Origin of the sequence: Haloferax denitrificans ATCC 35960, from assembly GCF_000337795.1 — an archaeon.
Lineage (GTDB): Archaea > Halobacteriota > Halobacteria > Halobacteriales > Haloferacaceae > Haloferax > Haloferax denitrificans.
In genome coordinates this window covers 49,674-69,754 of sequence record NZ_AOLP01000009.1, presented here as the reverse complement: position 1 = coordinate 69,754, position 20,081 = coordinate 49,674, and the positions used below count along the sequence as shown (strand labels likewise).

21 protein-coding genes are annotated in these 20,081 nt (G+C 69.8%); 15 read left to right on the top strand and 6 right to left on the bottom strand.

Annotation, left to right across the window (positions count from 1 at the left end; all coding sequences use genetic code 11):
* Nucleotides 1–94 precede the first annotated feature (94 nt).
* A complete protein-coding gene (locus C438_RS07430; protein ID WP_004968730.1) occupies nucleotides 95–1,618 on the top strand; it encodes a methyl-accepting chemotaxis protein in 1,524 nt (507 codons plus the stop codon).
* A gap of 23 nt (nucleotides 1,619–1,641) precedes the next feature.
* Here the strand turns inward: C438_RS07430 and C438_RS07425 are convergent, their stop codons facing one another.
* Nucleotides 1,642–2,178 (bottom strand): VIT1/CCC1 transporter family protein, encoded by a 537-nt coding sequence (locus tag C438_RS07425; RefSeq protein WP_004968729.1) that lies wholly within the window; start codon nucleotides 2,176–2,178, stop codon nucleotides 1,642–1,644.
* 105 nt (nucleotides 2,179–2,283) lie between these two features.
* Here C438_RS07425 and C438_RS07420 point away from each other — a divergent pair, with 105 nt between their 5' ends.
* The 3 genes from C438_RS07420 (at nucleotide 2,284) to C438_RS07410 (ending at nucleotide 4,592) form a co-directional block, all read left to right on the top strand.
* Nucleotides 2,284–2,559, top strand: a complete 276-nt coding sequence (locus C438_RS07420) for a hypothetical protein (protein ID WP_004968728.1) — start codon at nucleotides 2,284–2,286, stop codon at nucleotides 2,557–2,559.
* 132 nt (nucleotides 2,560–2,691) lie between these two features.
* The gene (locus tag C438_RS07415) at nucleotides 2,692–3,672 is read left to right on the top strand and encodes an ABC transporter ATP-binding protein (protein WP_004968727.1); all 981 of its coding nucleotides are present in this window, start codon (nucleotides 2,692–2,694) and stop codon (nucleotides 3,670–3,672) included.
* Nucleotides 3,669–4,592, top strand: a complete 924-nt coding sequence (locus C438_RS07410) for an ABC transporter permease (RefSeq protein WP_004968726.1) — start codon at nucleotides 3,669–3,671, stop codon at nucleotides 4,590–4,592. The genes C438_RS07415 and C438_RS07410 overlap by 4 nt, the downstream gene beginning before the upstream one ends.
* A gap of 67 nt (nucleotides 4,593–4,659) precedes the next feature.
* Here C438_RS07410 and ligA read toward each other — a convergent pair whose 3' ends face one another.
* Nucleotides 4,660–6,759 carry an NAD-dependent DNA ligase LigA gene (gene ligA / locus C438_RS07405; RefSeq protein ID WP_004968725.1) on the bottom strand — a complete coding sequence of 700 codons (2,100 nt, stop codon included), beginning with the start codon at nucleotides 6,757–6,759 and terminating at the stop codon, nucleotides 4,660–4,662.
* A gap of 177 nt (nucleotides 6,760–6,936) precedes the next feature.
* Between ligA and C438_RS07400 the strand changes: the two genes are divergently transcribed.
* From C438_RS07400 to C438_RS07360, 9 genes are all read left to right on the top strand, one after another.
* Nucleotides 6,937–8,256 (top strand): O-acetylhomoserine aminocarboxypropyltransferase/cysteine synthase family protein, encoded by a 1,320-nt coding sequence (locus tag C438_RS07400; RefSeq protein WP_004968724.1) that lies wholly within the window; start codon nucleotides 6,937–6,939, stop codon nucleotides 8,254–8,256.
* Nucleotides 8,253–9,500: a homoserine O-acetyltransferase MetX gene (gene metX / locus C438_RS07395; RefSeq protein ID WP_004968723.1), complete on the top strand. Its 1,248-nt coding sequence runs from the start codon at nucleotides 8,253–8,255 to the stop codon at nucleotides 9,498–9,500. The genes C438_RS07400 and metX overlap by 4 nt, the downstream gene beginning before the upstream one ends.
* 130 nt (nucleotides 9,501–9,630) lie before the next feature.
* Complete coding sequence (locus tag C438_RS07390) at nucleotides 9,631–10,926, top strand: O-acetylhomoserine aminocarboxypropyltransferase/cysteine synthase family protein (RefSeq protein WP_004968722.1); 1,296 nt, start codon at nucleotides 9,631–9,633, stop codon at nucleotides 10,924–10,926.
* Between the two features lie 149 nt (nucleotides 10,927–11,075).
* Nucleotides 11,076–12,197 (top strand): inorganic phosphate transporter, encoded by a 1,122-nt coding sequence (locus tag C438_RS07385; protein ID WP_188423619.1) that lies wholly within the window; start codon nucleotides 11,076–11,078, stop codon nucleotides 12,195–12,197.
* Between the two features lie 140 nt (nucleotides 12,198–12,337).
* Entirely contained in the window at nucleotides 12,338–12,727 is a 390-nt protein-coding gene (gene fer / locus C438_RS07380) for a ferredoxin Fer (RefSeq protein ID WP_004968720.1), read from the top strand.
* Nucleotides 12,728–12,846: 119 nt separating this feature from the next.
* Nucleotides 12,847–13,788, top strand: a complete 942-nt coding sequence (locus C438_RS07375) for a hypothetical protein (protein WP_004968719.1) — start codon at nucleotides 12,847–12,849, stop codon at nucleotides 13,786–13,788.
* Nucleotides 13,789–13,861: 73 nt separating this feature from the next.
* Complete coding sequence (locus C438_RS07370) at nucleotides 13,862–14,914, top strand: A24 family peptidase (RefSeq protein ID WP_004968718.1); 1,053 nt, start codon at nucleotides 13,862–13,864, stop codon at nucleotides 14,912–14,914.
* A gap of 81 nt (nucleotides 14,915–14,995) precedes the next feature.
* Nucleotides 14,996–15,364: a phosphoribosyl-AMP cyclohydrolase gene (gene hisI / locus C438_RS07365; protein WP_004065947.1), complete on the top strand. Its 369-nt coding sequence runs from the start codon at nucleotides 14,996–14,998 to the stop codon at nucleotides 15,362–15,364.
* A 117-nt stretch (nucleotides 15,365–15,481) separates the two neighbouring features.
* Nucleotides 15,482–15,733 (top strand): hypothetical protein, encoded by a 252-nt coding sequence (locus C438_RS07360; protein WP_004968717.1) that lies wholly within the window; start codon nucleotides 15,482–15,484, stop codon nucleotides 15,731–15,733.
* Between the two features lie 45 nt (nucleotides 15,734–15,778).
* On the opposite strand, the gene glmM is transcribed toward C438_RS07360, so the two are convergent.
* Nucleotides 15,779–17,143 carry a phosphoglucosamine mutase gene (gene glmM, locus C438_RS07355; RefSeq protein WP_004968716.1) on the bottom strand — a complete coding sequence of 455 codons (1,365 nt, stop codon included), beginning with the start codon at nucleotides 17,141–17,143 and terminating at the stop codon, nucleotides 15,779–15,781.
* 209 nt (nucleotides 17,144–17,352) lie between these two features.
* Here glmM and hisA point away from each other — a divergent pair, with 209 nt between their 5' ends.
* Nucleotides 17,353–18,069, top strand: coding sequence for a 1-(5-phosphoribosyl)-5-[(5-phosphoribosylamino)methylideneamino]imidazole-4-carboxamide isomerase (gene hisA / locus C438_RS07350; protein WP_004968715.1), 717 nt, complete (start codon nucleotides 17,353–17,355; stop codon nucleotides 18,067–18,069).
* Between the two features lie 93 nt (nucleotides 18,070–18,162).
* On the opposite strand, the gene C438_RS07345 is transcribed toward hisA, so the two are convergent.
* Nucleotides 18,163–18,351, bottom strand: a complete 189-nt coding sequence (locus C438_RS07345; protein ID WP_004968714.1) for a hypothetical protein — start codon at nucleotides 18,349–18,351, stop codon at nucleotides 18,163–18,165.
* Between the two features lie 57 nt (nucleotides 18,352–18,408).
* The gene (locus C438_RS20005) at nucleotides 18,409–18,555 is read right to left on the bottom strand and encodes a hypothetical protein (RefSeq protein ID WP_239640666.1); all 147 of its coding nucleotides are present in this window, start codon (nucleotides 18,553–18,555) and stop codon (nucleotides 18,409–18,411) included.
* Between the two features lie 122 nt (nucleotides 18,556–18,677).
* Between C438_RS20005 and hisB the strand changes: the two genes are divergently transcribed.
* On the top strand, nucleotides 18,678–19,271 hold the full coding sequence (gene hisB, locus C438_RS07335) for an imidazoleglycerol-phosphate dehydratase HisB (RefSeq protein WP_004968713.1): 594 nt from the start codon (nucleotides 18,678–18,680) through the stop codon (nucleotides 19,269–19,271).
* Nucleotides 19,272–19,309: 38 nt separating this feature from the next.
* On the opposite strand, the gene C438_RS07330 is transcribed toward hisB, so the two are convergent.
* A complete protein-coding gene (locus tag C438_RS07330) occupies nucleotides 19,310–20,002 on the bottom strand; it encodes a hypothetical protein (RefSeq protein ID WP_004968712.1) in 693 nt (230 codons plus the stop codon).
* Between the last annotated feature and the right edge of the window lie 79 nt (nucleotides 20,003–20,081).

Below are 20,081 nucleotides of genomic sequence, written 5' to 3'. Positions count from 1 at the left end.
CGTCGGGCGCGTCGCCGCCTCGCAGTCCCTCAATTATCTGTTTTGATAATACACTCGAAAGATACTCCTGTGATGCTCTGAAACGTGGCCTCTAATGTCACTTGGTATACTCTCTCGCGTCCGCTCGTGGTTCGGTTCGCAGGCCCCGGTACCGGACGGCGGAATCGTCGCCGGCTCCGCCACCGACGCGCCGGACCTGAACGTCGACGACGACGTACTGCTCGACGGCGTCGGGCTTCCGGCGTTCGTCCTCGACGAACAGGGCCGCATCGCGGCGTGGAACTCGGGCGTCGAGTCGCTGACCGGCACGCCCGCCGACGCCGCGCTCGGCCGCCGCGACCTCGGTGAGACCTTCTACGGAAACGCCGCGGCCCGCGTGCTCGCGGGGCAGGTCCTCGACAACCCCCGCGACGCCGCGTCGCTCGACGGCGTGGAACTCGACGACTCAGACCGCCTGCTCTACGCCGCAGAAGAGACGTTCGCGGACGCGAACGGCGACGACTGCCACGCCCGGCACACGGCGATGCCGCTCTACGAGGGCGACGAGCTCGTCGGCGTCCTCCAGACCGTCCGCAACCGGACGGCGGAGGTCGAGCGCCACCGCGAGGTCGCCGCGCTCGTCTCCGAGGTCGAGTCGACGCTGACCCAACTGAGCCGGGGCAACCTCGACGCGCGGGCGACGATAGCGGAGCGCGGCACCGTCGACGACCAGCTGTATCTCGTCGTCGACGCGGTCAACGAGACGGCGCGGAACCTCTCGACGCTGGCGTCGAACGTCGAAGACGAGACGGAGACGGCGACCGCGGCGGTCACGCGGGCGGCGTCGGCGGCCGACGCAATCGTCGAGAACGTCGAGGAACAGCGCGACCTCCTCGACGAGGGCGCGACCCAGATGCAACAGTTCAGCGCGACGATGGAGGAGGTCGCCGCGACCGCAGACGAGGTCGACACGGCGGCCTCGGAGGCGCGCGAGGCGACCGCCGAGGGCCGCGAGGCCAACAGCGAGGCGCGCGAGGCCACGGAGAGCGTCGTCACGATGGGCGACGAACTCGTCGAGCGCGTGACCGAACTCGGCGGCCGCATGGACGACATCGAGGCGGTCGTGGAGGTCATCTCCGAGGTGGCCGAACAGACGAACCTGCTCGCGCTCAACGCGAACATCGAGGCCGCCCGCGCCGGCGAGGACGGCGACGGCTTCGCCGTCGTCGCGGAGGAGGTCAAGTCGCTTGCCGACGAGACGCGCCAGCACACCGAGGACATCACCACGCAGATAGAGGACATCCAGTCGCAGACCGGCGAGGCGGTCCACGCGGCGACGGAGTCCAACGACCGCATCGAGCACGCCGACGAGCGCATCTCCGAGATGCTGTCGGCGTTCGAGGAAATCGCCGCCTCCATCGACACCGCCGCCGACGGCGTCGCCGAGGTCTCCCGCGCGACCGACGAGCAGGCCGAGGCGGTCGAGGAACTGACCGCGACCATCGAGGACGTGCGCGACCGGACCGTCGAGACCGAGGGCGCGGTCGACAGCATCGTCACCGCGACCGACGAGAGCACGCGGGCGCTGTCGTCGCTCGCCACCGAGGTCGAGGAACTGTCCGGGAGCCGGTCTGCCTGACGTGACTCGGACGCGCGTCCGCGTCAGGCGACGCCGGCGAGGAGGTTCCCGACCGCGTAGGCGACCGTGGCGGCCGCCATTCCGACGACGAACATCTCGACGCCGTTAGCGAGCCACGAGCGGTTCGTCACGAGGCTCCGACTCGCGCCGACGGCGAAGAACGCCGCGGCGGTGACGGCGATGGAGACGGGAAACAGCGGCTCGACCCGGAACACGTACGGAAACAGCGGTGCCCATCCCGCGACGATGAAGGCGGCGAACGTCGCGGCGGCGGTCCTGACGGGCGTCTTTCCGTCCGTCCGGGCGTGGCTTTCACCGCGAGCGTCGTGGTAGTCCTCCTCCGAGCGCTCGGCGAGGTAGTTGCTCATCCCCATCGAGAAGCCGTCGGCGAAGAGGTTGGCGAACCCGAGGACGATGACGATGCCCGGGCTCAAAGACGCGCCCGCGACGCCGGCGACGACGGCGAACGTCGTGACGATGCCGTCGTTCGCGCCGTAGATGAGTTCGGGGAGGTACCGACCGGACGACTCCACGTCGTCGCCGAGCAACGTCTCCAACATGCCGGAACCGTACGCTCGCGGCGCGAATAAACGGCGGGGACGCCGCGGCACGCTCCGCGATTCGATGCCGGCACGCGTAAGGGAACCCCGACCGAACCACGGCCCATGAGCGACGACGACACGACGCGGCTCTGGTTGGTCGAGCGGTCCTACGACGACCGGGACCTCATCATCCTCATCTACGCGACGCCCGACGGCGAGCACGAGCTCCGGAAGGAGCTCGCCGCGGCCGTGATGCACCAGCGCCGGATGACCGTGACCGCCGCCATCGACGCGCCGACGGAGAACCTCGAACCCGTGACCGACGACGACCTCCGGGAGCGGTACGCGGCGGAGGCGACGAAGATGGCAGACTCCCACGAGCCCGACGACGAGGTCTGAGCCGACGAGGGGACCGGACCGCCCGACCGCGGCGAGGTGAGCGCCCGGCGACCGTCGAGTCCTCTCCGGAATGTTATCGCCCGTGATTTTCGCACCTAAAACACTTTAAGGCAGTGCGACGCAGGCCCGCCCATGGCCGCCATCGAACTGAACGGGGTGACGAAACGGTTCGAAGACGACGAGGGACTGTTCGATTCCCTCCTCCCGTCGTCCGAACCCGACACCGTCACCGCCGTCGACGACCTCTCGTTTTCCGTCGCTGAGGGGGAGGTCTTCGGGTTCCTCGGTCCCAACGGTGCCGGAAAATCGACGACAATCAACATGCTTCTCGACTTCGTGCGCCCGACGGGCGGGTCCGTCCGCGTGCTCGGACACGACGCGCAGGCCGAGAGCGTGGCCGTCCGGCGTCGGACCGGCGTGCTCCCCGAGGGCTACGAGGTGTACGACCGACTCACCGGGCGCGAACACGTCGAGTTCGCCATCGAGTCCAAGGAAGCCGACGACGACCCCGACGAACTGCTCTCCCGCGTCGGCTTAGCCCCCGACGAGGCGGACCGCCGCGCCGGCGGCTACTCCAAGGGGATGTCCCAGCGCCTCGCGCTCGCCATGGCGCTCGCCGGCAGTCCCGACCTCCTCGTCCTCGACGAGCCCTCCTCGGGTCTCGACCCCGCCGGCGCGCGCGAGATGCGCGACATCGTCCGCGCCGAGGCCGACCGCGGCGCGACGGTGTTCTTCTCCAGCCACGTCCTCGCGCAGGTCGAAGCGGTCTGCGACCGCGTCGGCATCATGCGCGACGGCCGGCTCATCGCCGAGGACACCATCGAGGGCCTCCGCGACCGCGTCGACGCCGAGGCGACTCTCCGCATCGACGTCGACGGCGACGCCGACCTCGACGCGGTCCGCGCGCTCGACGGCGTCTCGTCGGTCGAAACCGACGGCGACCGCCTCGTCGTGGGCTGTACCGACGACGCCAAGACCCGCGTCATCGAGGCGGTCGAGGTCGGCGGCGCGACCGTCGCCGACTTCGAGACCGACTCGGCGTCGCTCGAAGATATCTTCCTCGCGTACACCGAGGGCGACGACCCGGCCGACGAATCGGAGGTGGCGGCGTGACGCTCGAATCGGTCGCGCGCAAGGACTTCCGCGACGCCCTCCGGTCGCGGTGGCTCCTCGGTCTGACGCTGTTTTTCGCCCTCCTCATCGGCGGGTCGACGGCGCTGTTCTACGGCGTCTTGCTCTCCGGCTCGGGCGCGAACTCCGAGACGCTGTTCGGCCTCACTACCGCGCCGGGCGGGCTGTTCAACTTCTCGTACGCGGGCATGCTCGGGTTCGTCCTCGCGCTCATCGCGCTCGTGACGGCCCACGGCTCGCTCATCGACGAGCGCGAGTCGGGCACCATCAAGCTCCTGCTGTCGCTTCCGAACTCCCGGCGCGACGTGGTGTTCGGAAAGCTCGTCGGCCGCACGCTCGTCGTCCTCGTCTCGATGCTCGTCGGCTTCGTCGTCGCCCTCTTTGCGATGCTGTTCACCGGCGGGCAGGTCATGTTCGTCTCCTACGCCGGGCAGGTGGCCCTCTCGGGACTCCTCGCCGCGGCGTTCGTCTCCATCGGCGTCTGGCTCTCGGCGACCTCTGCCTCCCAGCGGCAGGCGCTGTTCGGCACCGTCGGGCTGTACTTCATCTTCGCCGTCCTCTGGTCGACGGTCGCCACGGGCGTCCCGCGGCTCGTCAACTGGGTCGTCGAACAGCTCGGTCTCACCGCGCTGACCGCGCCGCAAATCGTCCAGATGAGACTGTTCATCAAGTACCTGAACCCGCTTCGGGCCTACGAGACGCTGGTCGCGGAACTGTACGGCCCCGCGGTCGCCGCCCGCCTGTTCAAGGCCGGTCTCGCCGAGCGACTCACCGTTCAGTCGGCGTTCTCGGAGTCGCTTCCGTTCTACTTCAGCGGGCCGTTCATCCTCGCCATCCTCCTCGCGTGGATTGTCGTCCCGCCGCTCCTCGGCTACTGGGCGTTCGAGAAGGCTGACCTCTGAGGCCGACGTACTGACCCTGAGTCGGTCGCCGGCGCGACCGCCTCGGCGACGCCGACTTCCGACTGTTCTATTCCGGCGGGTACGCCACGCCGCGTTCGGCGAGCAGGGCCTCGAACTCGGCTTCCGCGAGCGTCGGCACGTCGTTCGCCTCGGCGTCGTCGCGCTTCGACTGCCCGGGCTTGTCGCCGACGACGAGGTAGTCGGTGTTGCCCGAGACCGAGCCGGTGACGTTGCCGCCGTGCGATTCGACGAGCTCTTTCACGTCGCCCCGGCTCGCGGCGAGCGCCCCGGTCACGACGAACGTCAGGCCGTCGAGTTCGTCGCCGCCGGACTCGACGGCTTCGGGGTCGACCCCGCGGTCGAGGAGGGCGCGAATCACGGCGCGGTTGTCCTCGTTCTCGAAGAAGTCGCGGACGCGACGCGCCACCGTCTCGCCCACGTCGGGCACCGTCGTCAGGCGTTCTTCGAACGCGTCGAACTCGTCGCCCTCGGCGTCGGCCTCGATGGGGAACGCCTCGATTGCCCCGAACTCGCGGGCGAGGCCGCGGGCGGTCGCCTCGCCCACTTCGGGGATGCTCAGGCCGACGAGAAACGAGTCGAGAGAGGGATGCTTGGCGTTCTCGACGGCGGCCACGAGGTTCTCGGCGCTCGTCTCGCCCCATCCCTCCAACTCGGCGAGGTCGTCGGCCGTCAGGTCGTAGAGGTCGGCGACGGTCTCGACGAGGCCCGCGTCGACGAGTTGGGCGACGCGCTCTTCGCCGAGACCGTCGATGTCCATCGCGCCCTTGACCGCGAAGTGGCCGATGGAGGCCTCCCGCTGGGCCGGACACGACAGCCCGCCCGAACAGAACGCCAGCGGGCCGTCGCGGTCCACCGCGCTCCCGCAGACGGGGCATTCGTCGGGGAACTCGTAGCTCCCGCCGCCGTCTTCGGTGACTTCGACCACCTGCGGAATCACGTCGCCGGCGCGCTTGACGCGGACGCGGTCGCCGACCGCGACGCCGAGGGCGGCTATCTCGTCGGGGTTGTGGAGCGTCGCCCGCGAGACGGTGACGCCGCCCACGTCCACGGGGTCGAGGATGGCGACCGGCGTGAGCCGACCCGTCCGCCCGACCTGCACGACGATGTCGCGGACGGTCGTCACCTCGTGGCGCGCGGGGAACTTGTAGGCGAACGCCCAGCGGACCGAGCGGCTCTTTTCGCCCAACTGCTCGCGGGCGTCCCGCGAGTCCACCTTGATGACCGTCCCGTCGATTTCGTAGTCGAGGTCGTCGCGGGCCGCCTGCATCCGGTCGCGGTAGTCGATGGCCCCGTCCACGTCCTCGGCGCGCTCGATGCGGTCGGCGACGCGGAGGCCCCAGTCGCGCAGGCGGTCGAGGGCCGCCCACTGGCTGTCGGGCCGCGCGCTCGCGTCGAGGATGTCGTAGAAGAACACCGCGAGCGGGCGGTCGGCGACGACCGAGGGGTCGAGGTTGCGGAGCGTCCCGGCGGCCGCGTTCCGGGGGTTGGCGAAGGCGTCCTCGCCGGCCTCGACGCGCCGGGCGTTGAGGTCGCTGAAGTCGGACTTCGGCATGTACACCTCGCCGCGGACGGCGAGTCGCTCGGGGTGGTCGCCGCGGAGCGACAGCGGGACGGTCGGAATCGTCTTCACCTGCGCGCTCACGTCGTCGCCGCGCCGGCCGTCGCCGCGGGTGGCCGCGCGGACGAACTCGCCGCCCTCGTAGACGACTTCGACCGAGAGGCCGTCGAACTTGGGTTCGCAGACGTAGTCGACTGCGCCGACCTCGCGGCGGACGCGCTCGTCGAACTCCCGGAGGTCGGCGGCCTCGGTGCTCTGGTCGATAGAGAGCATGGGCGCGACGTGTTCGACCGTCTCCAGCGCGTCGATGGGCTCGCCGCCGACGCGGTTCGTCGGGCTGTTCGTCGTGTCGAGGTCGAACGCGCCTTCGAGCGCGACGAGCCGGGAGAACAGCGCGTCGTAGGCCGCGTCGGAGACGAGCGGGTCGGCCTCGACGTAGTAGCGGTGGTCGTGCTCGCGGACGGCCTCGCGGAGGAGCGCGGCCTGCTCCTCGGCCGCCTCGCGCGAGAGCGACTCGGCGGGTTCGAACTCGGTCGGCGGGTCGCGGAGATAGGGGTTCGACTCGGCGTCGACGTCGGCGTCGCTCATTGGTTCGGGTGTCGGCCGGACGGCGGGTAAACGCTCCGGGGTGGCGGTGGATAGATGGCGTGACGGGCCGCGACGATGCCAGTCGCCCGAACCGTCGTTGCGTCGCCACCTCAAACCACGGGCAACGCTTGCCGTAACTGACGGTTATTCCTCCGTCCAAGATTATGCACCTGATACATGAATCGAGGCTTCCGCACGCTCGGCCTCCACGCCGGACAGGACCCGGACCCGGCGACAGGGGCCCGCGCCCCGCCGCTCTATCAGACCACGTCGTACGTCTTCGACGACGCGGACCACGCCGCGGACCTGTACGCCCTCGAAGCCGACGGCGACGTCTACTCCCGCATCTCCAACCCGACGACCCGCATCCTCGAACGCCGCCTCGCCGCCCTCGAATCGGGCGTCGACGCGGTCGCCACCGCCTCGGGCATGGGCGCGCTCGACGCGCTCACGACCGTCCTCGCGTCCGTCGGCGACAACGTCGTGCTCTCGGAGGACATGTACGGCGGCACGGCCTCGTACTTCTCGAAGACCGCCGTCAGGCGCGGCATCGAATCCCGAACCGTCGAGACGCTCGACATCGAGGCCTACGAGGAAGCCATCGACGACGACACCGCCTTCGTCCACGTCGAGACGGTTGCGAACCCCTCGCTGAAGACGCCGGACTTCGAGGCCGTCGCCGAGGTCGCCCACGAGCACCGCGTCCCGCTGGTCGTGGACAACACGTTCGCCACGCCCGCGCTCTGCCGCCCCATCGAACACGGCGCGGACATCGTCTGGGAGTCGACGACGAAGTGGCTCCACGGCTCCGGCACGACCGTCGGCGGCGTCGTCGTCGACGGCGGTACCTTCCCGTGGGACGCGGCCGACTACGACGAACTCTCGGGGGAGAACCCCGCGTTCGGCGTCGACTTCGTCGAGCGGTTCGGCGAGCGCGCCTTCGCCGAGGCGGTCCGCCAGCGCGCCGTCAGGAGCACCGGTAGTTGCCAGTCGCCGTTCGACGCGTGGCAGACCTTGCAGGGCGTCGAGACGCTCGCGCTCCGGATGCGCGCCCACTGCGAGAACGCCCGGCAGGTCGCCGAGTTCCTCCGCGACCGCGACGGGGTCGCGTGGGTCACCTACCCCGGCTTCGAGGACCACGAGACACACGACCTCGCCTCGGAGTACCTGCAGGGCGGCTACGCCGGCATGGTCACCTTCGGCCTCGACGGCGAGGACGACGAGGCGGCCTACGGGGCCGCAAAAACCGTCTGCGAGTCGGTCGACCTCGTGAGCTTCCTCGCCAACATCGGCGACGCGAAGTCGCTTCTCATCCACCCCGCGTCGACCACGCACGCCCAGCTCTCGATGGACGAACAGCGCGCCGCGGGCGTCGCGCCCGACATGCTCCGGCTGTCGGTCGGCATCGAGGACGCCGACGACATCATCGCCGACCTCGACCGGGCAATCGAACACGCCTTGGGTCAGCAGGCCGACGGGGACTCGGAGGATACATGAGCCGCACACGAACCACGCCCGGTCGCCGGGTCGAATCCGATATCATCGATATCGGGGAACACGAGTTCGAGTCGGGCGAGATACTGCCCGACCTGAAAGTCGCCTACGAGGCCTACGGCGAGTTCGACGGGCAGAACGCGGTCCTCGTCTGCCACGGTCTCACCGGGAGCCAGCACGTCGCCGGCCACGGCACCGATTCGGGCGTCTCCGGGCAGGCCCGCGCGTGGTGGGGCGACATCGTCGGGCCGGGCAAGGCGCTCGACACGAACGACTACTACGTCATCTGCGTGAACGTCCCGGGGTCGTGTTACGGAACGAGCGGCCCGGCGAGTGAGGGTCCGGACGGCGAGCCGTGGGGGACGGACTTCCCGCCGGTCACCGTCCACGACTGGACCCGCGCCCAGCGCCGCCTGCTCGACCACCTCGGCGTCGGTCGCCTGCACGCCGTCGTCGGCGGCTCCGTCGGCGGCATGAACGCCCTCGACTGGGCCGTGCAGTTCCCCGACGACGTGGAGCGCCTCGCGGTCGTCGCCTCGGCGGCCCGCCTCGACTCGCAGTGTCTCGGCATCGACGCCGTCGCCCGCCGCGCCATCACCTCGGACCCGAACTGGAACGGCGGCGACTACTACGGCGAAGAGCGCCCCTCGCCCGACGCGGGCCTCGGCCTCGCCCGCCAACTCGGCCACCTGATGTATCTCTCGAAGGACTCGATGGAGCGCAAGTTCGGCCGGCGCTCCGCGGGCCGCGGCGACCGCGGCGACGCCTTCCCCTCGGACCCCGCGGCGTCCTTCTTCCCGTACCGCGAGGTGGAGTCCTACCTCGACTATCAGGCCGAGAAGTTCGCCGAGCGCTTCGACGCCAACGCGTACCTGTACCTCACGCGCGCCATGGACGACTTCGACCTCTCGGAGGGCTACGAGTCCGACGCGGCCGCGCTCGCCGCCTTCGAGGGCGAATCGCTCCTCGTCTCCTTTACCGGCGACTGGCACTTCACGACCGAGCAGTCGGAGTCGCTGGCGGGCGCGTTCCGCCGCGTCGACGTGCCGGTCGCCCACCACGTCGTCGAGTCCGACCACGGCCACGACGCCTTCCTCGTCGAACCCGAGAAGGTCGGGCCGCCGCTCGGCGACTTCGTCGACGAGGGCGTCGCGGGTCGCGCCGTGACCGACACCGCGCCCGACGGCGGCGAATCCGACGAGGACGAGGACTTCGCCCCGGTCCACTCCTCGCTGTTCTCGCGCTGAGACGCGGGCGAGTCGTGCGCGGCCCCTCGGTTTTCGGGGATTTCACACGAGGGACGCTACCGCGTCGCAGAAGCCGGCGGGAATTGCGACCGCCACCGCGATTTACGCCCGTTCGATTCGACGTTCGGGTATGAGCGACGACGACAGACCGGGCTTCCACACGCGGAGCCTCCACGCCGGACAGAGCCCCGATTCAGCGACGGGCGCGCGCGCCCCGCCGCTGTACCAGACCACCTCGTACGTCTTCGAGGACGCCGCCGACGCGGCCGCGCAGTTCGCCCTCGAAAAGCCGGGGCACATCTACTCGCGGCTGATGAACCCGACCGTCGGGATGTTGCAGGAGCGCCTCGCCTCGCTCGAAGGCGGCGTGGGCGCGGTCGCCACCTCGTCCGGGATGGCCGCGTTCGACCTCGCCACCTTCCTGCTCGCCTCGGCCGGCGACAACATCGTCTCCGCGTCGTCGCTGTACGGCGGGACCTACACCTACCTCACCCACACCGTCGAGCGCCGCGGCGTCACGACCCGGTTCGTCGACACCCTCGACGTGGACGCCTACGAGGAGGCCATCGACGACGACACCGCGTTCGTCCACCTCGAAACCATCGGCAACCCGGCGCTCGTGACGCCCGACATCGAGGCCATCGCCGAGGTCGCCCACGACCACGGAACCCCGCTTTTCGTGGACAACACGTTCGCCACGCCCTACCTCTGCAACCCCATCGAACACGGCGCGGACCTCGTCTGGCAGTCCACGACGAAGTGGATTCACGGGGCCGGCACGACCATCGGCGGCATCCTCGTCGACGGCGGCACCTTCCCGTGGGACGAGTACGCCGACGACTACCCCGAAATCGCCAAGCCGAACCCGGCGTACCACGGCGTCAACTTCGACGAGACGTTCGGCCCCGCCGGCTTCACCTACGCCGCCATCGCCCGCGGCCTGCGCGACCTCGGCAACGCCCAGTCGCCGTTCGACGCGTGGCAGACGCTCGAAAAGCTCGAATCGCTCCCGCTTCGGATGCGCGCCCACTGCGAGAACGCGCAGGCCGTCGCGGAGTTCTTAGACGACCACGAGAAGGTGTCGTGGGTGAACTACCCCGGCCTCGAATCCCACGAGACCCACGAGGAGGCCTCGAAGTACCTCGACGGCGGCTACGGCGGCATGATTACCTTCGGCCTCACCGACGGCTACGAGGCCGCCAAGGGCACCGTCAACAACGTCGAACTCGCGTCGCTCCTCGCCAACGTCGGCGACGCGAAGACGCTCGTCATCCACCCGTCGTCGACGACCCACCAGCAACTCACCGAAGACGAGCAGGCCGCCGCGGGCGTCACGCCCGACATGGTCCGCCTGTCGGTCGGCATCGAGGACGTCGACGACATCATCGACGACCTCGACCAGGCGATTCGCGCCGCGTCGAACTGAGCGCGCCCGCCTCGGGCGAGTCGTTCCCGGTCGCCGCGTCGGCGAACCGACCGGCGACCGACCGGCGACCGACCGCCGTTCCTTTTATTCCCGCGCCAGTAGGTGACTGCGTGGTAGAAGCACTCCTCTTCGTCGGTCTCCTGGTGGCAGTGTTCGTCGGGTTCAACATCGGCGGCTCGTCCACGGGGGTCGCCTTCGGCCCCGCGGTCGGGAGCGACGTGCTCGGGAAACTCGCCGCCGCGGCCCTGATGACCGGGTTCGCGCTCCTCGGCGGGTGGACCCTCGGGAGGGAGGTCGTCGCCAAGATGGGCGGCGAAATCGTCCCGCAAAACGAGTTCACTCTCGCGGCGAGCGTCGCCGTCCTCTTTTTCGTCGGCCTCGCGCTGTTGGTCTCCAACACCTTCGGCGTCCCCGCCTCCACGTCGATGACGGCGGTCGGGGCCATCGCGGGTCTCGGCCTCGCCCACGGGTCGCTCGACGCCGGCGTGATGCTCGAAATCATCTCGTGGTGGATCGTCGCGCCCGTCATCGCCTTCTGGGTCTGCGCGGTCATCGGGCGGTACGTCTACCCCTATCTCGACGCGTGGCTCAAACTCGACCGGAGTCCCGGCGCGCTGGTCGCGCTCGACCGAAACGGCGGCGTTCCGCGGCCGCGACTCGGACCGAACACGACCTACCGCGAGTTCGGAAGCACCGTCCTCGTCGTCGTCGTCGCCTGTTACATGGCGTTCTCCGCGGGCGCGTCGAACGTCGCCAACGCGGTCGCCCCGCTCGTCGGCAACGGCGCGCTCGAAATGAACACGGGCATCCTCATCGCCGGCGGCGCGATCGGCCTCGGCGCGTTCACCATCGCCCGCCGGACGCTCGACACCGTCGGCAACGACCTCACGCAACTGCCCATCCTCGCGGCGCTCATCGTCGAGACGGTGAGCGCGTCGCTCATCTCCTTCCTGTCGGCCATCGGCATCCCCGCCAGCCTCGCCGTGAGCGCGACGATGTGCATCGTCGGCCTCGGCTGGGGCCGGGCGACCCGCACCGTCACCATCGGCGAGGCCCTGAGCGGCGGCGAGGCCCCGAAGGTGTCTGTCAACGCGCTCGCCGCCGAGCGAGAGGACGAGGTCCCGAAGATGGGCGAGGAAGCGCCGGACGAACTCTCCGCACAGGACCTGTTCGACCCCGGCACGACCGGTCGCGTCATCTTCTTCTGGATGCTCACGCCCTCGCTTTCGGCCATCGCGTCGTACGCGTTGTTCTCGGCTGACATTATCTGACGCGCTCGCCCGCCGCGTCGGCCGATCCGAAACCATCACGGTCAACAATGAAACAAACGGGCGGCCATCGCCGCGGTGCGAATCGAATTCGGCGCACGGAACAGCAAAGTCTAATGGGGTGGCCTTCGAATCCTCTGTCGATGCCCACGGTAACCTACCTCAACTACGAAGTTCTCGACGACAACGGCTGGGACCTCGACGACGACGACCTCTTCGAAGAGGCGGCTGACGCCGGTCTCGACGCTGAAGACTACGGTGAGATGGAAGTCAACCAGGGCGAGTACATCCTGGAAGCCGCCGAGGCTCAGGGCTACGACTGGCCCTTCAGCTGTCGCGCAGGTGCCTGTGCGAACTGCGCGGCCATTCTGAAAGAGGGCGAAATCGACATGGACATGCAGCAGATCCTCTCCGACGAGGAGGTCAACGACAAGAACGTCCGTCTCACCTGCATCGGTTCGCCCATCGAGGACGAGGTCAAGATCGTCTACAACGCGAAGCACCTCGACTACCTCCAGAACCGCGTCATCTGAGGCGCCCACCCGCACATTTCTTTCGACGCGCCGACCCGTGACCCGCGGGTACGCCGTTTGTCCGCCCCGCGAACCGCGAGGCCGACAGCGATTTGTCCCGCGATGCAGTCGCTTTTCTCGTGTCGAGGTTCACGACCGCCGCCCGCGGGCTCCGCGCCGACCTACCCCTCCCGACCGAAGCGACCGAACTCGGCCGAATCGGACTGTTTCTCGCCTGTCTCACGGTGGCGAGCGCGGTCAGCTACTGGGTGGCACTCAGGCTCCTCGGCGTCCCGGTAGTCGGCGCGCTCTCGTCGCCGAACGTCGCCGGACTCGCGGTTCCGACGCTCGTCTACGCGCACTATCGCGGCGTTTCGCTCCCGTTCGGTCTCCCCGAGCGCTCCCGAATCGCCGACGCGCTGGCGACGGCCCTCGCGCCGGGGCTCGCCGTCGTCGCCGCGAGCGCCCTCCTCGCGGTCGGCTTCGACGCCTCGTTCGCCGCGCTCGTCGGGTGGACGTACCACCCCGAGGCGTCGGTCGTAACGGCGGCAGTTCAGGTCGCCGAAGACGTGGCGCTCGCGGGGCTCGGGTTCGGACTCCTCGTCGCGGTCGTGTTCGACCTCGTCTCGTCGCGGGTCGGCCTCTCGCCCGCTCGCGCGGTCGCCGCGACGGCCGCGCTCGCGACGCTCTTTCGCTCGGTGCTTCGCGACGCCGCCTTCACGCTCGTCGTCTTTCCGAAACCGTGGCGGGTCACCATCGTTTCCCTCCTCCTCGTCGCCGCCGTCTGCGGTTGCGTCGCCGCCGGCGTGACGTATCGAAGCGCGGTCGAGCGGTCGCTTCGACCGCTCTCGCGGCCGGTGCTCGCTCCCGTCTTCGCCTTCGGACTGCTCGGCGTGGTCGCGCTCGGAACCGCCTTCGCCGACGTTCCCGGCGGTATTGAGCACGTCCTGCGGGCGCTCGCGTTCGGGATCGCCGCCTTCGGCTACCACCGCTCGGCGTCGGTGTGGGTTCCCGCGGCCGCGATGGCGCTGTTCTCGCTTTCGATTCGACTCGTCGCGTTCGTCGAACTCGCGGCGTTCTGACCCGTCGTCGGGGTCGGTTTCAGGATTGATACCCGTCCCGAACACCTAACTCCCCTGCCCCCAGTCTGCGGGTATGTTCGGTATCGGCACGCTCCCCGACCTCCTGCGGTTGGCGGTGCTCCCCGTCCTCGCGTGGACCGCGGTACGCGACGTTCGCACGCGCCGCGTCCCCAACGTCGTCTGGTATCCGCTGGCCGCGCTGGGTCTCGTCCTGCTCGCGTGGGAACTGGTCGGCCACCTCCCGCCCGAGACCGTCTTCGACCGACTCTACCTGATTCGCGTCGGCGTGAGCGTCTGTCTCGTCGTCCCGCTTTCGTACCTGTTCTGGCGGCTCGGCGGCTTCGGCGGCGCGGACGCGAAGGCGCTCATGGTGTTCGCCGTCCTGCTCCCGACGTTCCCAAGCTACACGCTCGCCGGGACGGAGTTCCCGCTCGCCGCCACCCGCCTCGGCGTGTTCTCGATGACGGTTCTCACGAACACGGTCATCGTCGGCCTCGCGTACCCGCTTTTCCTCGCCGTCCGGAACCTCGCCGACGGCGAGTTCGAGTTCCCCATCTCGTTCGTCGGCCGCCGCGTCTCCGTGGCGTCGCTCTCGACGGCCCACGGCCGCCTGTTCGAGTCGCCCGAGGGCGTCACGCGGAACGGCCTCGACCTCGACGCGCTCCGGATGTACCTCCGCTGGCGCGGCCTCACGTTCGCGGACCTGCTGGCGGACCCCGAGGCCCTCCGCGACCCCGCGAGCATCGACGAGACGTTCGACCCGACCGACGGCGCGGTTCACCGCGCGGCCACCGACGGCGGCACGTCGGCCGACTTCGACGGCGACGGCGAGACCGTGGACGCCGCCGGCGGAGACGCTCCCGGAGACGACGGCCGCGAAGCCGAGCCTGACGCGTCGTCCGACGACCCGTGGGGCGCGGCCCGGTTCCTCGACAGCATCGAGGGAACCGCCTACGGCACGTCGCCGGAGAAACTCCGCGGCGGACTGGACCTCGTGACGTCCCGCGAGTCGGTGTGGATTTCGCCGGGCATCCCGTTTCTCGTCCCGATGTTCGTCGGCCTCGTCGTCGCGTTCGTCTACGGCGACGTCCTCTTCGGCGTCCTCGGCGCGCTCGGTATCGTCTGAGCCGCCGCGGAGCGCCGGGCGGGCGCGCCTTCCCCGCGGCGACGCACAAGAGATAACCCCCGCCACCGCGTGGCCCGAATCATGACCGTCGATGTCGACTTCGGCGAGGACGGCCTCGTCCCCGCCGTGGCGCAGGACGCCGACTCCGGAGAGGTGCTCATGCTGGCGTACGTCTCGCCGGAGGCGCTCGACCGGACCATCGAGACGGGCCGGGCGCACTACTACTCGCGGAGCCGCGACGAACTCTGGGAGAAGGGCGCTTCGAGCGGCCACACACAGGAGATTCGGGAGGTCCGCGTCGACTGCGACGCCGACACCCTGCTGTACCTCGTCGACCAGAACGTCGGCGCGTGCCACACCGGCCACCGGTCGTGTTTCTACCGCACCGTCGAGGGCGAGCACGTCGGCGAGCGCGTCTTCGACCCCGACGCGGTCTACGACGACGAGTGACCGATGCGAGCCGACCGATGACGACACCGACCGGCGCGGCGACCGGGATGACCACCGCGACCGCCGCGACCGCCTCGACCGTCGCGGCGACACACCGATGACCGAGTTCCCGGAGCGATGGTGAACGTCAGTCCGATTTCGCTGGTCGCCATCGTCGTGGGGCTGAGCTGTTTCGCCCTCGGCGGCCGACTGCTCAAGAGCGCCGCGGCCGCCCGCCGGGTCGCCCGCTCCGACGACCCGGAGTTCGTCCTCGACCCGACCCGCGAGGACCCGCCGGACGACGAACTCGACGGCGACGACCTCGAACGCGGCTTCATGCTTCTGGTGTTCGGCGCGCTGGCGCTCCTGTTCGCGGCGATTAGCCTGTGAAGGGCGCGCGAAAAGAGATTCTTTTTCGTCGGTTCTGTCGCCGAGTTACAGCGTCGCGACCGCGCTTCGGAGCGCGTCGGCGGCGTCCTCGGCGAGTTCGGTCGCGCGCTCCTCGGAGCGAGCCTCGGCGTAGACGCGGACCTTCGGCTCGGTTCCGGAGGGGCGGACGAGCACCCACGCGTCGCCGTAGTCGAGGCGGTAGCCGTCGGTCGTGTTCGGCGTCGCGTCGGCCGATTCGGCGTAGTCGGCCGCGGCGTTGAGCATCGCCGTCAACTCGGCTTCCTCGTCGTATTCGAGATTGATGCGGACGTTGTAGTAGTCCTCGTAGGGCGCGACGAGTTCGCTCGGCGGGCGTTCGGCGACGAGTTCGAGGAACTTCGCCGCGATGTACGCGCCGTCGCGGACGAGGCGGTAGTTGGGGTAGAACACCCCTCCGTTGCCCTCGCCCGCGACGGGGACGTTCCGGCCCTCGCGCCAGAGTTCGCGGACGCGGGTGATGAGGTTCGTCGCGCCGATGGGCGTGAGTTCGAGGTCGGCGCCGACCTCCTCGCAGACGTCGACGAGGCGCTGGGAGACGTTCACCGCGGAGACGGTCGCGTCGCCCGGTTCGAGCGCGGCGGCCGCGAGGGCGGCCAGCGACGCCTCGCCGGAGATGCACTCGCCGCGCTCGTTCACGAAGACGGCCCGGTCGGCGTCGCCGTCGTGGGCGATTCCCACGTCGGCGTCGGTCGCGCGGACGAGGCGTTCGAGGTCGCGGAGGTTCTCGGACACCGGTTCGGACTGGCGACCGGGGAAGTGGCCGTCGGGCTGGGCGTTGACGGTGCGGACCTCACAGCCGAGTTCGCGGAGGAAGTCGGGCGTGACGAGCGACCCGGCGCCGTGTCCGGGGTCGAGCGCGACCGTGAGGTTCGCGGCGGCGATTTTCTCGCGGTCGACGTTGGCGAGGAGGTCCTCGCGGTAGCCGTCGTTCGCGGTCCCGACCGACCGGACGCTCCCGACGGCGTCCCACTCGGCCACGTCGAACTCCTCGGCGAGGATGTGGTCTTCGATGCGCTCTAGCTCCTCGACGGCGAGTTCGACGCCGTCGTCGCCGACGAGCTTGACGCCGTTGAACTCCGGCGGGTTGTGCGAGGCCGTGATGACGACGCCCGGAACGGACTGGTTCTCGCAGTAGCGGACCGCCGCGGGGGTGGGGACGACGCCGAGGTCGTCCACGTCGACGCCGACGCTCGCCAGCCCGGACTCGGCGGCGTTGACGAACATCTCGCCCGTCGTTCGGGTGTCCCGTGCGATGGCGACCCGGTCCGCGTTCCAGACCGTGCCGGCGGCCTTGGCGACGCGGAGGACGAACTCCGGGGTGAGGCTCTCACCCACCACGCCGCGGGTGCCGCTGGAACCGAAGAGTTTCATTGAGTGTGTGTGAACCCCGGCGCGACAAAGCCGTTCCGAACTGTTGGTTCGGTTGTTACGTTCGTCGCCCGATTGGCGTCGCCCACTCCGGGGTGCCGTATTCGGGGTGTCGCATCCGAGTCGCCGTCTCCGGTCTCCGGGCCGCTGTATCCGGCCACCCTGTCGCCGTATCCGGTGCGTTTACGCACGTCGCTCGCCCACGGTGGCGTATGTTCCCGGAGTTCGAAGTCGTCCCCGCGGTCGACATGCAAGACGGCGAAGTCGTCCAACTCGTGCAGGGCGAACGCGGCACCGAGAAGACCTACGGCGACCCGGTCGAGGCCGCCCGCCGCTGGGTCGACGCCGGCGCGGAGACGCTCCACCTCGTCGACCTCGACGGCGCGTTCGAGGGCGAGCGGAAGAACGCCCCGGCGGTCGACGCCGTCCTCGACGCGGTCGACGTGCCGCTCCAACTCGGCGGCGGCATCCGCACCGCAGACGACGCCCGCGACCTCTTGGACCGCGGCGTCGACCGCGTCATCCTCGGCACCGCGGCCGTCGAGAACCCCGACATCGTGGCCGAACTCGCCGCCGACTACCCCGACGGCGTGATGGTCAGCCTCGACGCGAAAGACGGCGAGGTCGTCGTCTCCGGCTGGACCGAGGGCACCGGCCTCGACCCCGCCGAGGCGGCCGCCCGGTACGAGGAACTCGGCGCGGCGGCCATCCTCTTTACCGACGTCGACGTGGAGGGACAGCTCGAAGGCGTCCACCTCGAGACGACCTCGGCGGTCGTCGACGCGGTCGACATCCCGGTCGTCGCCTCCGGCGGCGTCGCCTCGCTCGACGACGTCCGCGCGCTCCGCGAGGCGGGCGCGGCGGCGACCGTCGTCGGGACCGCGCTCTACGAGGGTCGGTTCACGCTCGAAGAAGCCATGGAGGCGTAGCCGCGTCGCCCCCGCCTCACGCGCTCAGCGCCGAGACACGTCTGAGACGCCGAGACGCCGAGACGCCGCGCAACCCCGCACGACCCCGCGGCACTACACGTCGAGATACGCGCCGACGGCCGCGACGAGGCTCTCGACGGTTCCGTAGACGCCGACGGCGACGAACAGCGCGCCGATTACCACGGTCACGGGGCGCGAGGTCGCGAGGAAGGGGCCGGCGAGGACGAGCATGCTGACCGTCACGACGTCCCGCTTCGGGCTGGCGGTCGCTCCGCGCCGCATCAGTCGCTCGCCCCCGGATGACTCGGCTCCCGCCGCGTCGATTCGCTCCCCGTCATGTCAGACGCCCCCGCCGATCACCGCCGCCGCGATTGCGAGCGTCACCAGCGCGACGCCGAGCGCGACAGCGACCCCGGACCGCGCGGTAAGCAGGAGCCCCCCGACGCAGATGGTGTACCCCACCACCAGCGCTCCCTTTCGATGCATACCCCACCCTACGCGTCCAAAACCATGAACGTCCGTCAGACGAGCGTCTGACGCGTCGGCATCGAGAATCGCCCCGCGCGGCGACGAGAATCCCTATATGCGCGGCCCGCCTCGAACGCGACATGAGCGACGCCGACCGACGCGCGGCCGTCTCCCGCGAGACGTCCGAGACGACCATCGACGTGACGCTGTCAATCGACGGCGACGGCGACGCGGTCGTCGACACCGGTATCGGATTCTTCGACCACATGCTGGAGGCCTTCGCCAAACACGGCCTGTTCGACCTGACCGTCCAGTGCGACGGCGACCTCCACATCGACGACCACCACACCGTCGAGGACGTGGCTATCGTCCTCGGCGAGGCGTTCACCGAGGCGCTCGGCGACAAGCGCGGCATCGTCCGCTACGCCGACCGGAAGGTCCCGCTCGACGAGGCCGTCGCCTCGGTCGTCGTGGACGTGTCGGGCCGGCCCTTCTTCGAGTTCTCGGGCGACTTCTCCCAGCCCGCTATCGGCGACTTCACCAGCCACATGGCCGAGCACTTCGCCATGTCGCTCGCCATGAACGCCGGCCTCACGCTCCACGCGGGCGTCGAAGGCGACAACGCCCACCACGAGGTCGAGGCGCTGTTCAAGGCGCTCGCGCGCTCGCTCGACGACGCGACCCGCGTTGACCCGCGGCGCTCCGACACGCCGAGCACGAAAGGGAAACTGTAGTCTCCGCTTTTTCTCCCCCGATTTCTCGCGTTCGGCGCTCAGGGCCGCCGGAGCGTCCCCGAGTCATCGACGAGCAGACCGCGTTCGATTGCGTAGTCGAAGATGTCGGCGACCTCGTCGTCGTCGAGGTCGTACGCGCCGGACGCCAGCGCCTCGACCTCAGCCCGCTCGACGGGGAACTCGCGGTTCTGGAGGATGCGGATGACCTTCCGGAACTTCGGCGGCTCTCCGCCCCGGTCGGACGACCCGGCGGTCGATTGCGCCTCCTCCGCGGTGGCCGACGCGGACTCGTCGCCGGTCGGCTCCGTTTCGTCGTCGGCTTCGTCGGTCTGTTCTGTTTCGTCGGTGGGCTCTGTTTCGTTGGCCTGTTCTGTTTCGTCGGAGTCGTCGGTCTCGTCCGGCGAGTCGTGATTCGCCGGCTCCGGCGGCGTCGGCGCGGGCTCGACCGCGTTCACGTCGACCGAGGCGGCCTCGCCCACCGACCCGCCTGCGGTCCGTTCCGGTGCCGCGGACGCGCCCGTCTCGGCCCGCGCGTCGTCGGCCACGTTCACGTCGGCGTCGACGCCGAGCCGGGAGAGAAGCGGTGCGATGACCTCGCTCAGCGTCTCTTCGCAGTGCTCGCAGAGGACGACGCGGCGCTGGTCGTCGGCCGGCGTCAACGCCGGTGGCAGTACCTCGAACACGCCGACGGCGTCGGCCCCACAGAAGTCGCAGGTGCGTAGTTCGCGCATGGACGACGGGTCTCCGCGCCGACGGTTAAACCCACTCCCCGGTCGCGGGGTCGGTGGCCCGCTCGCGGGGTCGCCCCCG

Coding starts and splice junctions, on each gene's coding strand:
- C438_RS07430 (WP_004968730.1), top strand. CDS start 95: ATGTCACTTGGTATACTCTCTCGCGTCCGCTCGTGGTTCGGTTCGCAG.
- C438_RS07425 (WP_004968729.1), bottom strand. CDS start 2,178: ATGTTGGAGACGTTGCTCGGCGACGACGTGGAGTCGTCCGGTCGGTAC.
- C438_RS07420 (WP_004968728.1), top strand. CDS start 2,284: ATGAGCGACGACGACACGACGCGGCTCTGGTTGGTCGAGCGGTCCTAC.
- C438_RS07415 (WP_004968727.1), top strand. CDS start 2,692: ATGGCCGCCATCGAACTGAACGGGGTGACGAAACGGTTCGAAGACGAC.
- ligA (WP_004968725.1), bottom strand. CDS start 6,759: ATGAGCGACGCCGACGTCGACGCCGAGTCGAACCCCTATCTCCGCGAC.
- C438_RS07400 (WP_004968724.1), top strand. CDS start 6,937: ATGAATCGAGGCTTCCGCACGCTCGGCCTCCACGCCGGACAGGACCCG.
- metX (WP_004968723.1), top strand. CDS start 8,253: ATGAGCCGCACACGAACCACGCCCGGTCGCCGGGTCGAATCCGATATC.
- C438_RS07390 (WP_004968722.1), top strand. CDS start 9,631: ATGAGCGACGACGACAGACCGGGCTTCCACACGCGGAGCCTCCACGCC.
- fer (WP_004968720.1), top strand. CDS start 12,338: ATGCCCACGGTAACCTACCTCAACTACGAAGTTCTCGACGACAACGGC.
- C438_RS07370 (WP_004968718.1), top strand. CDS start 13,862: ATGTTCGGTATCGGCACGCTCCCCGACCTCCTGCGGTTGGCGGTGCTC.
- hisI (WP_004065947.1), top strand. CDS start 14,996: ATGACCGTCGATGTCGACTTCGGCGAGGACGGCCTCGTCCCCGCCGTG.
- C438_RS07360 (WP_004968717.1), top strand. CDS start 15,482: ATGGTGAACGTCAGTCCGATTTCGCTGGTCGCCATCGTCGTGGGGCTG.
- glmM (WP_004968716.1), bottom strand. CDS start 17,143: ATGAAACTCTTCGGTTCCAGCGGCACCCGCGGCGTGGTGGGTGAGAGC.
- hisA (WP_004968715.1), top strand. CDS start 17,353: ATGTTCCCGGAGTTCGAAGTCGTCCCCGCGGTCGACATGCAAGACGGC.
- C438_RS07345 (WP_004968714.1), bottom strand. CDS start 18,351: ATGCGGCGCGGAGCGACCGCCAGCCCGAAGCGGGACGTCGTGACGGTC.
- C438_RS20005 (WP_239640666.1), bottom strand. CDS start 18,555: ATGCATCGAAAGGGAGCGCTGGTGGTGGGGTACACCATCTGCGTCGGG.
- hisB (WP_004968713.1), top strand. CDS start 18,678: ATGAGCGACGCCGACCGACGCGCGGCCGTCTCCCGCGAGACGTCCGAG.
- C438_RS07330 (WP_004968712.1), bottom strand. CDS start 20,002: ATGCGCGAACTACGCACCTGCGACTTCTGTGGGGCCGACGCCGTCGGC.